The sequence below is a fragment of the Xanthobacter luteus genome (genome assembly GCF_040049235.1).
Taxonomy (GTDB): Bacteria; Pseudomonadota; Alphaproteobacteria; order Rhizobiales; family Xanthobacteraceae; genus Xanthobacter.
In genome coordinates, this window is record NZ_JBDZDO010000005.1 from 250657 (window position 1) to 265345 (window position 14689).

At 70.0% G+C, this 14689-nt stretch carries 13 protein-coding genes; 7 read left to right on the plus strand and 6 right to left on the minus strand.

All coding sequences use genetic code 11. The features are described from left to right. The first annotated feature begins 78 nt into the window (after positions 1–78). Both hydA and ABLE88_RS16530 read left to right on the plus strand, forming a co-directional pair. The gene (gene hydA / locus ABLE88_RS16525; protein WP_348832787.1) at positions 79–1479 is read left to right on the plus strand and encodes a dihydropyrimidinase; all 1401 of its coding nucleotides are present in this window, start codon (positions 79–81) and stop codon (positions 1477–1479) included. Between the two features lie 113 nt (positions 1480–1592). Next, positions 1593–1898 carry a hypothetical protein gene (locus tag ABLE88_RS16530; protein WP_348832788.1) on the plus strand — a complete coding sequence of 102 codons (306 nt, stop codon included), beginning with the start codon at positions 1593–1595 and terminating at the stop codon, positions 1896–1898. 178 nt (positions 1899–2076) lie between these two features. On the opposite strand, the gene ABLE88_RS16535 is transcribed toward ABLE88_RS16530, so the two are convergent. After that, positions 2077–2430, minus strand: a complete 354-nt coding sequence (locus ABLE88_RS16535; protein ID WP_348832789.1) for a hypothetical protein — start codon at positions 2428–2430, stop codon at positions 2077–2079. 251 nt (positions 2431–2681) lie between these two features. Here ABLE88_RS16535 and ABLE88_RS16540 point away from each other — a divergent pair, with 251 nt between their 5' ends. Together ABLE88_RS16540 and ABLE88_RS16545 are read left to right on the plus strand one after the other, a co-directional pair. Then, a complete protein-coding gene (locus ABLE88_RS16540; RefSeq protein ID WP_348832790.1) occupies positions 2682–3068 on the plus strand; it encodes a hypothetical protein in 387 nt (128 codons plus the stop codon). A 123-nt stretch (positions 3069–3191) separates the two neighbouring features. Then, complete coding sequence (locus tag ABLE88_RS16545; protein ID WP_348832791.1) at positions 3192–4382, plus strand: helix-turn-helix transcriptional regulator; 1191 nt, start codon at positions 3192–3194, stop codon at positions 4380–4382. 66 nt (positions 4383–4448) lie between these two features. Here the strand turns inward: ABLE88_RS16545 and ABLE88_RS16550 are convergent, their stop codons facing one another. From ABLE88_RS16550 to ABLE88_RS16560, 3 genes are all read right to left on the minus strand, one after another. Beyond that, the gene (locus tag ABLE88_RS16550) at positions 4449–5951 is read right to left on the minus strand and encodes an amino acid permease (RefSeq protein ID WP_348832792.1); all 1503 of its coding nucleotides are present in this window, start codon (positions 5949–5951) and stop codon (positions 4449–4451) included. 92 nt (positions 5952–6043) lie between these two features. Next, positions 6044–6814, minus strand: a complete 771-nt coding sequence (gene eutC, locus ABLE88_RS16555) for an ethanolamine ammonia-lyase subunit EutC (RefSeq protein ID WP_348832793.1) — start codon at positions 6812–6814, stop codon at positions 6044–6046. Beyond that, a complete protein-coding gene (locus ABLE88_RS16560) occupies positions 6811–8199 on the minus strand; it encodes an ethanolamine ammonia-lyase subunit EutB (protein ID WP_348832794.1) in 1389 nt (462 codons plus the stop codon). The genes eutC and ABLE88_RS16560 overlap by 4 nt, the downstream gene beginning before the upstream one ends. 378 nt (positions 8200–8577) lie before the next feature. On the opposite strand from ABLE88_RS16560, the gene ABLE88_RS16565 reads away from it, so the two are divergent. After that, positions 8578–9096: a c-type cytochrome gene (locus ABLE88_RS16565; protein ID WP_348832795.1), complete on the plus strand. Its 519-nt coding sequence runs from the start codon at positions 8578–8580 to the stop codon at positions 9094–9096. A gap of 54 nt (positions 9097–9150) precedes the next feature. On the opposite strand, the gene ABLE88_RS16570 is transcribed toward ABLE88_RS16565, so the two are convergent. Next, complete coding sequence (locus ABLE88_RS16570; RefSeq protein ID WP_348832796.1) at positions 9151–10329, minus strand: NAD(P)/FAD-dependent oxidoreductase; 1179 nt, start codon at positions 10327–10329, stop codon at positions 9151–9153. A gap of 19 nt (positions 10330–10348) precedes the next feature. Beyond that, positions 10349–11524 (minus strand): CaiB/BaiF CoA transferase family protein, encoded by a 1176-nt coding sequence (locus ABLE88_RS16575; RefSeq protein ID WP_348832797.1) that lies wholly within the window; start codon positions 11522–11524, stop codon positions 10349–10351. A 518-nt stretch (positions 11525–12042) separates the two neighbouring features. On the opposite strand from ABLE88_RS16575, the gene ABLE88_RS16580 reads away from it, so the two are divergent. Next, positions 12043–13449 carry an MBOAT family O-acyltransferase gene (locus ABLE88_RS16580; RefSeq protein WP_348832798.1) on the plus strand — a complete coding sequence of 469 codons (1407 nt, stop codon included), beginning with the start codon at positions 12043–12045 and terminating at the stop codon, positions 13447–13449. Between the two features lie 3 nt (positions 13450–13452). After that, positions 13453–14628, plus strand: a complete 1176-nt coding sequence (locus ABLE88_RS16585) for an alginate O-acetyltransferase AlgX-related protein (protein ID WP_348832799.1) — start codon at positions 13453–13455, stop codon at positions 14626–14628. The last annotated feature ends 61 nt before the right edge of the window (positions 14629–14689 follow it).

The following is a 14689-nucleotide window of genomic DNA, read 5'->3' on the forward strand; positions in this document are numbered from 1 at the left end:
CCTGTTCCGTCCGTTCGCCGATTCGCCCCGACCGCGATATCTAGCAAATCATTGTCCAACACCATGAAAGAGTTGCCCATGCCCGAGCGTCCGTCCGCCTTCGACCTGGTCATCCGCCACGGCCGCATCGCCACCGCCGCCGACGTGTTCTCCTGCGACATCGGCATCAAGGACGGGCGCATCGCCGCGCTGGGGGAGGACCTCGCCGGCATCGAGGAGATCGACGCCGCCGGCAAATGGGTGCTGCCCGGCGGCATCGACAGCCATGTCCACATCTCCCAGCCCTCGGGCGAGGGCATCGTCATGGCCGACGACTTCGCCTCCGCCACCCGCGCGGCGGCGCTGGGCGGCAACACCACGATCCTGCCGTTCTGCATGCAGGAGAGCGGCGCCAGCCTGAGGAGCGCGGTGAACGCCTACCACGCCAAGGCCGAGGGCGAATGCTATGTGGACGTCTCGTTCCACCTCATCGTCACCGATCCGAGCGAGAGCGTGCTCGGCCAGGAGCTGCCGGCGCTGGTGGCGGACGGCTACCCCTCCTTCAAGGTGTTCATGACCTATGAGGGCCTGGCGCTGACCGACCGGCAGATCCTCGACGTGATGGAGGTGGCGCGGCAGACCCGGGCGCTGGTGATGGTGCATGCGGAGAATTACGACATCATCCGCTTCCTCACCGAGCGGCTGGAGCGGGACGGGCGCACCGCGCCGCGCTACCACGCCACCTCGCGCCCCATCATCGCCGAGCGCGAGGCCACCTCCCGCGCCATCTCGCTGGCCGAGCTCTCCGACGTGCCGCTGATGGTGGTGCACGTCTCCAACCGCGAGGCCATGGAGGAGATCCGCCGCGCCCAGGTCAAGGGCTTGAAGGTGCTGGCCGAGACCTGCCCGCAATATCTGGTGCTCACCGCCGCCGACCTCGACGGCCTCAACATGGAGGGGGCGAAATATGTCTGCTCGCCGCCGCCGCGCGACATCGCCAGCCAGGAGGCGTGCTGGGAGGGGCTCCAGCAGGGCGTGTTCCAGGTGTTCTCCTCGGACCACTGCCCGTTCCGCTATGACGACCCCCAGGGCAAGCTGACCCCCAAGGGCCGCACCAGCTTCCGCTGGGTGCCGAACGGCATTCCCGGGGTCGGCGCGCGCCTGCCCCTCCTGTTCTCGGAAGGGGTGGTGAAGGGGCGCATCGACATCAACCGCTTCGTCGCCGTGACCGCCACCAACCACGCCAAGATCTATGGCCTCTATCCGAACAAGGGCACGATCGCGGTCGGCGCGGACGCGGACATCGCCATCTGGGATCCCGAGCTCACCCGCACCATGACCCACGCTTTGATCCAGGACGGGGCGGACTACACGCCCTATGAGGGGAAGAAGGTCACCGGCTGGCCGGTGCTCACCATGGTGCGGGGCAAGGTGGTGGCGCGCGATGGGGCCTTGACCGGCGCCAAGGGCCATGGCCGCCACGTGGCGCGCCGGCTCTGAGGCGCGCCGGCGGGCGCATGGGGAAAGAGCGGGCCAAGGCGCAAGACCGTGCCGGGTGGCGCAGCGACGATGCGCCGGCTTCGCCGAATGCGGGGCTCCGGGAGACCGCCGTCATGCCGCGCCCTGCTTTGCCGCGCTTCGCCCTTTCCCGCTGCGCCGGGATCCTGGTCGCGCTCGCCGCCCCGATCTCGGCCGCCGCGGCCCGCGCGCCCGCCGACCTCGATGCCTGCGCCCATCTGGAAAATGAAGTGTCGGTGGCGGGCGCGGCGCTCATCGCCACCTCGCCCTCGACCTTCGACCGCTTCGTGGCGGATTCGCGCTATTGCGACATGCGCTCCGGGCTCACGCCCGCTTGGGTGCGGGCGCGCGATAACCCGCAATGCTTCGTGGGCTACACCTGCCGGACGCAGGACCCCTAGAGCGTCATCCGATCGGGCCGAAGCGATCTGATCGGACGACGCGGCGCCAAGGGAGCCGGAAGAAGGGGACCGGGGCGCGCGCGGACGGCGCCGGCCGGGATCGGATGTCAGGCTTGCGGCCGCTCGCGCCGGCCTTGTCGGACGGGGGCTGACGGAGCGCGGACCGCACCGCCCCGGTTCAGTGGGCCGGGGGCTGCTGCGCGTCGGGCGGCGCCACCTGGGTGGAGCTCAGCATCTTCGACTGGACCAGCTCCGCCACCTCGAGCATCTCGCTGCTCCAGGCGAGCGCCGACTGCTGGATGAAGGCGGCCTCCTTGGTGAAGGCGTTCGCCATGTTCTCCTCCCTGGAAAGCTCGGAGAACAGCTGCACCTGATCCTGCATCTGCCGGCCGGCAAATCGCTGGATGTGGGACGCGACCTCGACCGGGCAGTCGAAGAAGCAGTTCTTCCAGAACGCCATGGGCCATGCCATGGGCGGGGTGCCGGTGCTCCAGGCCCGGTTGAGGCCCTGGAAAATCGCCGAATCGTTCATCTGAGCTTCTCCCATCATGCCGCCGCGATTGCGTCGACGGCCCGACGACCACCCCGCCGGTAAAATCCCATCTGCCGGGCCTCGGGGCCTTGCGCCACGTCAATCCACGGCCCACTAAATCACCTTAGACCGCCGAGCCGTCGGCGGGACGTCGCCCGGCGGACGGCAGGCTTGAACGGTGCTGTCGCCCCATCAGCCATGAAACGCCCGGCGCCGGAATCTGTTCCGCACCTTTTGAGGGAGACGCCACAATGACCGAACTGCCCCCCGGCTTCCGCCAGATCCGGCTGGAGCTCGCGCGCGAGAAGGGCCACCCCGAGGGGGCGCGCAACTTCGGCTACAGTTTCGTGGCGCCGCTGGACGAGCGCGGCCACATCGAGCCCGGGCTCTGGGCCAAGCACCGCGACGCCTGCCGGGTGCTGCGCTTCCGCCCGGACGAGCCGGACGAGAGCGGCCACCTGGTGCGCCGCCCCGGCGGCAGCTGGGCCTTCCGCTACGACATTCACGGCACCGACGACGACGAGGCGGGCTACCGCTTCGGCGAGGAAAAGTTCGAGGTGGGCGAATACGTCTCCATCCGCGAGGACGAGGACGAGACCCACACCTTCCGGGTGGTGTCGGTCGAGACCCTGCGCTAGCTCCCGCGCCGGCCCGCGATCGCCCGGTTGGCCGGCGCGGGCCGTTTCCGGCGAGACACTTTTGATCGCCATAGGGAATTTGTAAGGCTACGATACGAATCGGGACCGATTGGAACGGTTGGCTTGGACGCGACAGGCAGCAAGGATCGGTCCGCCCGTCATAGACCAGTGGGCGCCATGCACTTGGGATCCCGGGAGGAATTCGACCGGCTGGAAGGTCGCCTGATCGACCTGATCTATTCCGCATTGGTGCGCGACGAGGCATGGGCCGGCTTCCTGGCCGAGATCGCCAGATGCACGCCCAATGGCCAGAGCACCCTCTTTTTTCATGACCAGTTTTCCGCCGTCGGCGGCATCTCCCTGTCTCACGGCATCGACAGCGAGTTCAAGCGCCAGTACGTCCACTACGCGCCCAAGAACCTGTGGATGCAAAATCTCGACAGGCGGCCAATCGGGCTCGGGGTTCGCTCGGAATACATGGCGCCATTTGAGGCGGTCGAGCGATCCGAATATTATAACGAGCTCCTGAAGCCGTTCGGGATCAGCGGCGGCATCGGAATTACGCTGCAGCGAACCGGATCGCTGAATTTCATGCTGAGCATCATTGGTGCACGGCAGGACGATGCGGAGCGGCAGCACGGCGCAGACATGCTGACCCGGCTCGCGCCGCACCTGGATCGGGTCTTCAGGATCTACCGCCAGGCCCAGGAGGGATCGTCGCTGGCGGCCGTGGGGGAGGCGCTGGCCTGCCAAGAGACGGGCCTGATAAGGGTCGGACCCGGCAAGAAAATCCAATGGCTCAACGAGGTCGCGCGGGTCCTGCTGGACAGCGGCGAGGGCCCCCGTCGCGACGCGGCCGACCGGCTGCAATTGAGGGACGACGCCCTCGACGCCAGGCTCGGCGAGATGCTCCAGCCGGGCGCCCCCCGCGACGCGGGCTCGAGGACGTTCACCTCGGCCATTTCCCGGGCTGGCGCCGCCCCGTCGCTGCAGGTGACGCTGGCCAATTCCGGACAGAGCCTCGTCGAGCGCTTTTTCGCCGGCCCCACGGTGATCGTGCTGCTGCGCACGGCGGCGCGCCGCGGCGCGTTCTCGTCGGATCTGCTGGCATCGCGTTTCGATCTGACGCGGCGCGAACGGGAGGTCGCCATGGCGCTCGCCGCGGGCCATTCGCTGCAGGAGATCGCTGAAAAGCTCAGCATTTCCTACGAGACCGCGCGCGCGTACCTGAAGCAGATCTTTGCGAAGACCGGAACCCGGCGCCAGGGAGAATTGCTCACCAAACTCTACCGCACCGCCGGCGATGGAGGATGACCCGCCTGGCGCGGCGGGCGCATCGGGATGGCCCCCCGCCAGCCCGGCCGGCGGGGGCCCTGTTCATCAGTAGCTCTTATAGTCCGCGGTGCCCTTGGACAGCGCGAACTCCTCCTCGGGGGAGAGCACCAGCTTGTGGCGCCCGAACGCCGCGAAATAGACGATGCCCACCGCGAACCACGCCGCCACCCCGAGCACGCCGTTGCGGTAGACCGGATCGGAGAGCTGGTAGGCGATGGTGACGAGGGCGATGGCGATGGTCAGCACCGCCCCCGGGATGCCGAAGGGGCTGCGGTAGGGCCGCGCGATGTGCGGCATGTTCTTGCGCATCAGGATGAAGGACAGGGCCTGCATGACATAGGACAGCATGGCGCCGAACACCGCCATGTTGAGCAGCGTGCCGCCGATCACCGCGGCGCCCGCCTCGGCCCCGAGCGCGAACCAGATGGCGAGCATGAGGGCGAGGCCCACCAGCGCCCCGGCCACCATGGCGACGTGCGGCGTCTTGCGCCCGCCATGGGTCACCGAGAGGCCGCGCGGGAAGTAGCCGGCGCGCGAAAGCGAGTAGATCTGCCGCCCCTGGGCGTAGATGATGGTGTGGAACGAGGCGATCAGGCCGACCACCGCGACGCCGGCCAGGAGCTTGGCGAGCCCGTCGCCATAGATCGCCTTGAAGCCGTCGAGCAGCGGTTCGAGCGAGGTGGACAGGCCGAACGATCCGTTGGCGACCGAGGCGTTCAGCCACACGATCATGAAGGCGGAGACGATCAGCGTCGCCATGCCGGCCATGATGCCCTTCGGCATGTCGGCCTTGGGATCGACCGATTCTTCCGCCGCCAGCGGCAATTGCTCGATGGCGAGGAACAGCCACACGGCGAACGGCAGGGCCGCGAGCGCGCCGCCGATGCCGAACGGCAGGAAGGGGCCGCCGCCATTGGGCAGCTCCACCGCCGCGCCGTCCGGGCCGACGCCGATATTGAGCGCCCAGCGCGAGAAGTCCGCCACCGGCAGCGCGCTGACCCAGAAGGCGACGAGGCAGGCGAGCGCGGCGAGCGTGACCACCAGCGTCACCCGGAAGGAGAGTTCGACGCCGACCACGTTCAGCCCGACGAAGATGGCGTAGCCGAAGATCCAGTAGACCGGCTGGAACGCCGTGGGCGTGCCGAAGATCGAGCCGAGATACGAGCCGATGAAGGACACCACCACCGCCGGGGTGATGACGTACTCCACGTTCTCGCACAGGCCGGTGACGAAGCCGCCCCACGGCCCCATGGTGGTGCGGGCGAACGAATAGGCCGCCCCCGTGTGCGGCAAGGCCGGCGACATCTCGGCGATGGAGAAGGTCAGCCCGAGATACATGACGGCGATGATGATCGCGGCAATGAACATGCCGCCCCAGCCGCCCGAGGCGATGCCCAGATTCCAGCCCGAGAAATGCCCGGAGATCACCGCCCCCACGCCGAGCGCCCACAGCGACCAGACCCGGGCATGGCGCTTCAGCGCCCGCTGCTCGAAATAGGCGACGTCGACGCTCGTATAGGTCACGCCCGCATGCTTGCCGTCCGCCATGACACCAGCCCTTCCATAACGGCACCGCACCATGTTCGATGCATACGCTGAAGGAAGGCAAAAGGCATGCCTCTTCAGTAATTCACCTTACGTCATAGAAGCGCGGCCGGCGGCCGTCCGGCCACCAGCAAAAGATCGCTCTCGTCCTTCAGGTCGACGCCCGTGAGGCCGCGCCTCAGCGCCGCCTTGAGGTGCCAGGCGAGCTTGAAGGCGGCGAGCTCATAGGAGAGCCCTTCGGGCCGCACGTTGGAGATGCAGTTGCGCTCGGCGTCCGAGCGGCCGGGGCGCGGCGCGAAGGTGAGATAGAGGCCGAGGCTGTCGGGGGAGGACAGGCCCGGCCGCTCGCCCACCAGCAGCAGGCAGGCGCGCGCATTCAGCAGCGCGCTTACCTCGTCGCCCAGCGCCACCCGCGCCTGAGAGGCGACGGCGACTGGCGCGAGGCTCCAGCCCTCGTGGGCGATCCAGGGCTTCAGCGCCGCCAAGAACGGCACCGTGTGGGCATGGATGGCGGCGGACGAAAGCCCGTCCGCCACCACGATGGCGAGATCGGCGGGCGGTGCGTCCAGCGCGGCGAGCCGCTCCCGGCTCTCCGCGGCGAGGCTGCGGCCGAGGTCCGGCCGGCGCAGATAGGCGTCGCGGCCGGGCGCGGCGCTCGCCACCCGCACGGTGTCGAAGCCGAGGCCGCGCACGTGCGCCTCCACCGCCTCCGCGTCGAACGGGGTATGCACCGCGTCGCGCGCCTTGGCGTGGGCGAGGGCGAAGCGCAGCACCTCGGACGTCGGCAGGCTCGCGCCGGTGCGCCCCAGCGCGATGCGCGCCGGGGTATGGCGGGCGAGGGAAAGCCAGGGATCGCGCGCGGTCACGCCGCCTGCTCCTTGACCAGGCCGAGCAGCGGATGGCCGGCATCGGCCGGCAGAAGGCGCCCGTCCGCCCCGGTGATGCCCATCTTCTCGAGCCAGGCCTCGAACTCGGGCGCGCGCTTCAGGCCCAGCACCTCGCGCACATAGAGCGCATCGTGGAACGAGGTGGACTGATAGTTCAGCATCACGTCGTCGGCGCCGGGAATGCCCATCACGTAAGTGACGCCGGCCGCGCCCAGGAGCGTGAGCAGCGTGTCCATGTCGTCCTGGTCGGCCTCGGCGTGGTTGGTGTAGCAGACGTCGACCCCGAGCGGCACGCCGAGCAGCTTGCCGCAGAAGTGGTCCTCCAGCCCGGCACGGATGATCTGCTTGCCGTCATAGAGATATTCCGGGCCGATGAAGCCGACGACGGTGTTCACCAGCAGCGGCTCGAACACCCGCGCGACGCCGTAGGCGCGCGCCTCCAGCGTCTGCTGGTCGACCCCGTGATGGGCGCCGGCGGAGAGCGCGGAGCCCTGGCCGGTCTCGAAATACATGGCGTTCTGCCCCACCGTGCCGCGCTTCAGCGCCCGCGCCGCGTCGGTGCCCTCTTGCAGCACCGCGAGGTCGACGCCGAACGAGCGGTTGGCGCCCTCGGTGCCGGCGATGGACTGGAACACCAGGTCCACCGGCGCGCCGCGGTTCATCAGCTCGATCGCGCTCGTCACATGGGTGAGCACGCAGCTCTGGGTGGGGATGTCGAAGCGCCGGATCACCTCGTCCATGAGCCGCAGGAGCCGGTCGATCACCGGCAGGCTGTCGGAGGCGGGGTTGATGCCGATCACCGCGTCGCCGCAGCCATAGAGCAGGCCGTCGAGGATCACGGCGGAGATGCCGGCGGCATCGTCGGTGGGGTGGTTCGGCTGGAGGCGCACCGCCATGGTGCCGGGCAGGCCGATGGTGTTGCGGAAGCGCGTGACCACCCGGCACTTGCGCGCGGCGAGGATCAGATCCTGGTTGCGCATGATCTTGGAGACCGCCGCCGCCATCTCCGGCGTCAGCCCCGGCGCGAGGCGCGCGAGCGCGTCGGGGGTTGCCGCATCGGACAGCAGGAAGTCGCGGAAATCGCCCACGGTGAGGGCGCTCACGGGGGCGAAGGCGGCGCCATCGTGGCGGTCGAGGATGAGGCGGGTCACCTCGTCCGTCTCGTAGGGAACGAGCGCCTCGCTGAGAAAGCGCGTCAGCGGCACCTCGGCGAGGCACATCTTGGCGGCGACGTTCTCCTCCGCGCTCGCGGCGGCGATGCCCGCCAGCATGTCGCCGGAGCGCGGCGGCGTCGCCTTGGCCATCACCTCCTTCAAGTCGGCGAACACGTAGGATGTCGCGCCGACCCGGTGGACGAAGGCCATGGCTGTGCTCCCTGCTGCTGCGGACCCGACGCGTCGCCCCCGCTCGAGGCGATGCAACAAGCGTGCCCCAGATGAGGCGCGGGCGCCACCGGCTCCGCCGGGGCGCCGGCATTCATTGCCGGTTCAGGTGCCGGTCCCTATCCACCGCCGCCACGGCGCCGCCCCCCGGCGTCCGCGCAGTACCTCGCGGCCTGCGCCATGCGGGGCGGCGGCGGCGCGCGCCATGCGGGGTGGCGGCGCTCCGTCCGCGCGCCGGGCCGCGCCTTGCGCTGGATGCGCAGGAGGGCAATGCGAACCGCGATCGGTCCGCCCCGGCATCGCCTCGCGGCGCCGCCGGGCCGCGGACCGGCGCCCCCATTCCAACGGAGTGATCTCTTCATGGCCATCATGCCAAGACCCCGCCGGTCCCGCGCCGGCTTCCGCGCCGCCGCTTTAGTGCTGGCGCTCCTCGCCGCCGGACCGGCCGTGGCCGAGAGCAAGCTGGAGCGCGGCAAGTATCTCGCCACCATCATGGACTGCACCGGCTGCCACACGCCGGGCGCCCTCATCGGCAAGCCCGAGATGGCGCGCTATCTGGGCGGGGCGGACGTGGGCTTCCAGGTGCCGACGGTGGGCATCTTCTATCCGCCCAACCTCACGCCGGACCGGGAGACCGGCCTCGGCCAATGGAGCGAGCAGGAGATCATCGACGCGGTGCGCAAGGGCGTGCGGCCGGACGGGCGCATGCTGGCGCCGATGATGCCCTATCCCTCCTACGGCGCGATGTCCGACGCGGACGCCGCAGCCCTCGCCGCCTATCTGAAGAGCCTGCCGCCGGTGAGCCACAAGGCGCCGGGACCGGTCGGCCCCGCGGAGAAGGCGCCGGCGCCCTATCTGACGCTGGTGGTGCCGCACTAGGCCGGGGCGGCGGGCGCGCGCGCAACCGGCCCGCGGGGGCGTGGCCGCGCGCCTTCACACCACCTTCAGCTCGCGCATCGGCGTGTTGCCAGCGAGGCGGTCGAAGCCGAGCGGCGCAAGGTCGAGGCTGAGATAGCGCCCGTGCGCGATCAGCTCGGCGAGCCCCCGCCCGATGGCCGGCGACTGCTGCAGCCCGTGGCCGGAGAAGCCGTTGGCGAGCAGGAAGCCGTCGAGCCCCGCGACCGCGCCGACGAAGGCGTTCTGGTCGAACGCGTTCATGTCGTAGTGCCCGGCCCAGGCGCGGCCCTGGCGGAGGCGCTCGAAGGCGGGAATGCGCGCGGCGAGGCGCGGCCACACCGTGTCCTCGAAGAAGGCGTGATCCACCTCGAAGTCGCCGCTGTCGGGGTCGTCCTCGGGCGGCGGCGCGCAGCCGCACAGGAAACCGCGCCCCTCGGGGCGCACATAGACGCCGCTCGGGTCGATCATCAGCGGCAGGCCCGGCGGCGGGTCTTCGGCCGTGAAGGTGAAGATCATCCGCTTCTTCATGTGGACCGGAATGTCGATGCCGGCGGAGGCCGCGAGCGCGCGCCCGCCGGCCCCCGCGGCGTTCACCACCGTGCCGGCGGCGACAAATGTGCCGTCTTCCAGCCGCACGCCGGTGACGCGCCCGCCGGCGCTCTCCACCGCCAGGGCGCGGCCGGCGCGGTAGTCGACGCCGAGGCTGCGGGCCTTGCGGCGCAGCGCCATGAACAGGCTCCAGCCGTCGAACCAGCCTTCGCCCGAGAGGCCGAGGCAGCCGGCGGCGATGCCCGAGCCGTCGAGCCAGGGAAAGCGCGCCGCGAGCGCCTCCGGCTCCAGGAAGGCGATGTCCGCGCCGTGGGCCCGCTGCACGCGGTGCCCGGCTTCGAGCGCCGCGCGCCCTTCTGCGCTGGCGAGGAACAGGTATCCGCCCTCGTGAAGGGAGAGCGCGGGCCGGTCGCCGTCCACCGCCAGCAGGTCCGGCGCGGCGCGCAGGAAACGGATGCCGAACAGCGAGATCTGCACGTTGATGGCGCTGGAATATTGCTGGCGGATGGAGGCCGCCGACAGCGCCGAGGCGGCGCGCGCATAGCTCGGGTCCTGCTCCAGCACCAGGACCCGGCCGCCAAAGGCGGGATCGGCGGCGAGATGGTAGGCGACCGAGGAGCCGGTCGCCGCCCCGCCGATGATCACCACGTCATAGGCCGTCTTCATGGCGCGCTCCCTGCCTGCGTCAACCGGCGGCCAGGGACGTGAGGAGCGCGAGCACGGCGTCGGTGTCCGCGCCGAGGCGCGGGCTGGCGCGTCCCGCCACCTGCCGCGCGCCGTCGATGACGATCGGGCTCGCCAGCGCGGGCAGGGTGCCGCCGCCCGCCTCGGGCAGGTCCACCTTCAGGCCGCGATGGATCACCTGCGGATCCGCGAACACCTGGGGGATGGTGTTGATGGGGCCGGCCGGCACGCCTTCCTTCTCCAGGGCGGCGAGCAGCGGGTCGCGGGCGCAGCGGATCACCAGGCCGGCCAGCAGCGGCACCAGATCGGCCCGGTTGGCGACGCGCAGGGCGTTGCCGGCGAAGCGCGGGTCGTGGGCGAGCTCGGGCGCGCCGAGCACGGCGCAGAAGCGGGCGAACTGGCCGTCATTGCCCACCGCGACGATGAGGTGGCCGTCGGCGCAGGTGAACACCTGGTAGGGCACGATGTTGGGATGGGCGTTGCCCATGCGGGTCGGCGCCTTGCCGGAGGCGAGATAGTTCATCGCCTGGTTGGCGAGCACGCTGACCTGCGTGTCCAGCAGCGCCATGTCCACATGGCCGCCGGTGCCGGTCTCCTCGCGCCGGCGCAAGGCGGCGAGGATGCCGACGGTGGCGTAGAGGCCGGTGAAGATGTCGGCGAACGCCACCCCCATCTTCTGCGGCTCGCCGTCCGGCGCGCCGGTCAGCTCCATGATGCCGCCCATGCCCTGGATCAGGAAATCGTAGCCGGCGCGCGGCGCATAGGGGCCGTCCTGGCCGAAGCCGGTGACCGAGCAATAGACGAGGCGCGGATTGACCGCCTGCAGACTCTCATGATCGAGGCCGTATTTCCGCAGCCCGCCGACCTTGAAGTTCTCGATCAGCACGTCGCACTCGGCCGCCAGCGCGCGGATGGTCGCCTGGCCCTCTTCGGTCTCGAAGTCGACGGCGATGGACCTCTTGCCCCGATTGGTGGCGTGGAAATAGGCGGCGCCCAAAGGCGCGCCATCGGCGCCGGTGAAGAAGGGCGGGCCCCAGGTGCGGGTGTCGTCGCCGCCGCCTGGCCGCTCGACCTTGATCACCTCCGCGCCGAGATCGGCCAATAGCTGGCCCGCCCAGGGGCCGGCGAGGATGCGCGCGAGCTCGAGGACACGGAGGCCGGCGAGGGGAGGGGACATGGACGGGTCCTTCTGGCGCAGCGCGGGCGCCGCGTCGCGGCGAAGCGGTTGGACCCGCAGACCTAAAGCAAATCGCGCGCCGGACGGAAGGGCAAAATCGCCGCGCGCGCGTGCGGCGCGCCTCCCTCCCCATAAAGGCTCACCCCTCCCCCTTGCGGGGAGGGGCAGGGGTGGGGTGTCCGGAACGCTTCCGCACGCGGGCGGCTCGGCCCCCAAAGGCCGGTGCGGACCCCCACCCGCTCACCCCGCCCCGCAAGGGGGGAGGGGAGCCCGCCGGGCGATCGGAGCGAACTCTTGGTCGCGCAGGCAGGGGTGACGCTACATGGGGGAGGGCTCGGTCGGTGCTGTCCGATGCTGCTCCGGACCGGCCGGCCTCGTGCCAGAGGACAAGCGATCGCCCGAGGCCGCAATTGGGGTGATCCGCCCGCGCCGGCGCGCGCGCGAAGCGGGGCGGCTTGCGGGCGGCGGCAAAGAATGGCATGGACCACCCTCGCTCCGGCCACGGCGGTTCTTTCGGCATGACGTTCGCTTCGATCGAGTTTCTCTTCTATTTCTTTCCGCTCTTCCTGGTATCCTACTTCTCCGCGAAGACGATCACGACGCGGAACTATATCTTTCTTGCCTTTTCTCTGGTCTTCTATGCGGCCGGCTACACCCCGCACATCGCCGTCCTCGCCGTCTCGGTGGTGGTGAACTTCTTCCTCGCCCGCGCCATCGACCGGCGGGAGGACAGGGCGCGCCGGACCATGCTGATCGCCGGCGTGACGTTCAACCTGGCGCTGCTCGGGGTGTTCAAATATACCGGCTTCCTGGTCCAGAACCTGAACCTGGTGCTGGAGCCCGCCGGCCTGTCGCTGCCCGTGCCGGCCATCGGCCTGCCGCTCGGCATCTCGTTTTATTCTTTCCACGCCATCTCCTACCTCGCGGACATCTTCAAGAAGAAGGTGCGCGCCAATGGCGATCCGGCGCAGTTCGCGCTTTATATGTGCATGTTCCCGCAGCTCGTGGCGGGCCCCATCGTGCGCTACAACACGGTGGCGCGGCAGCTCGCCAAGCGGCGCACCACCTGGGGCCGCTTCTCCGCCGGAACCCGGCTGTTCGCCATCGGGCTCGCCTGGAAGGTGCTGATCGCGGACGAGCTGGCGCGGCTCGTGGACGGCATCTTCGACACCACCACCAGCCCCACCTTCGTGGAGGCCTGGCTCGGCGTCTTCAGCTACACGCTGCAGCTTTATTACGACTTCGCCGGCTACTCCACCATGGCGGTGGGGCTCGGCGTGATGGTCGGCTTCGTGCTGCCGCGCAATTTCCGCGTGCCGCTGACCTCGAAGAGCATCACCGAATTCTGGCGCCGCTGGCACATGAGCCTGTCCGCCTTCCTGCGCGATTATCTCTACATCCCCCTCGGCGGCAGCCGGAAGGGCGAGACGCGCACCTACATCAATCTCTGGATCGTCTTCCTTCTGTGCGGCCTGTGGCACGGGGCGAGCTGGAACTTCGTCCTGTGGGGCGGCTATCACGGCATGTTCCTGGCGCTGGAGCGGGCCTGGCTGGGCCGGGTCCTGGAGCGCCTGCCGGGCGGCCTCGCCCAGCTCTATGCCATGCTGGTGCTGATGGTGGGCTGGTGCCTGTTCCGCACCAATTCCATGCCGGAGGCGCTGGAGATGGCGCAGGGCCTGATCGGTCTCAACGGCTTCTACCGTCCCTCCATGGCGCTCGGCTTCGGCCTCACCCCGCTCGCCATCGGCGCCATGGTGGTGGGCTCGCTCATCGGCTTCTGGCAGTGGCCGCGCTGGAAGATCCTGTCGGGGGAGGGGCGCCTCGCTTTGGTCACCGATTATGCCTTCATCGGCCTGCTGCTGGTGTTCTGCTCCATCTGGCTCGGCGGGGCGTCGGCCACGCCGTTCCTCTATTACCGGTTCTGAGCCATGCCATTGCTCTCGCGCCACCGCCGCCACATGGGCGTCATGGTCGCCGGCATCTTCGCGCTGCTGCTGGCCTCGAACCTCGTGCCCGATCCGCTCGGCCGCTTCACCTGGCGCACGCCGCTGCGCGCCGAATGGGGCTTCAGCGAGAAGGCGCAGGTGGCGATGCGCAATCTCGGCGAGTTCATGCAGGACAATTTCGGCTTCCGCGCCAGCCTGCCGGTGCTGCGCCGGGAGATCCGCGCGGCGCTCGCCTCGCCCGACACGCGGCCGATCTATGCCGGCCGCACGGGCCAGCTGTTCTGGGGCCGCGAGAACGCGCCCGAGCAGTCCGCCGGCGCGCTTGTGCGGGTCGATCAGGTGCGGCGCTTCGTCGAGATGATCGGCGAGATGAACGCCGTCCTCACCAAGCGCGGCGCGCGGCTCGTGGTGGCGCTGCCGCCCAACGCCCAGTCGGTGGAGCTCGAGGCCCTGCCCGCATGGCACGACGACCTCGCTTATACCCGCACCGAATACGGCCTCGCGCTCGACGGCATGCGGGCGCTCGGCGTCACTGCGGTGGACCTGCGCGCGGCGCTGCGGCGCACCCCCGCTCCGCGCTATCTGCTCACCGACACCCACTGGAACTTCCGCTCCTCGCTCACCGCCTTCAACGCGGCGGTGGAGGCGGCCGGCCATCCCGAATGGATGCTCGATCCCGCGACCATGATCGGCACGGCCCGCCCGGTGCCGCCCGGCGACCTGCTGCGCAGCATGCGCATGCCGCCGCAGATCCAGGACATGAACTTCCTGCTGCGCGTGCCGCTGCGCAAGTTCGGCCCCGACCCCCGCCTGCCGCACCACAACGTGTTTCCCGCCTTCGCCTCGCGCGTCACCCGGTTCGGCGGCGACGGACCGCGCGTGCTGATCGTCGGCGACAGCTACAGCGCTCTGGTCTGGCCGCGCATGTTCCTGAATTCCAACGTGAGCGAGGTCGGCTGGATGCACGCCTCGCGCTACGTGCTCGGCTCCTGCGACTTCGATTTCGACAATCTCGACCGGTTCAAGCCCGACCTCGTCATCTATGCCCGCGGCGAGCGCTTCTTCACCTGCGGCCCCAACGACTGGCCGCGCAACCTGCCGCGCCCCGGCCCGGCGCTGCGCGCGGCGGTCGCCGCCGCGGTGACCGCCGCCCCGTGACGCCGGGGCACAAGCGGGGCGTCCGTAAGGTGATGCCCACGGGCCGCGCGCGGGCGTAAGC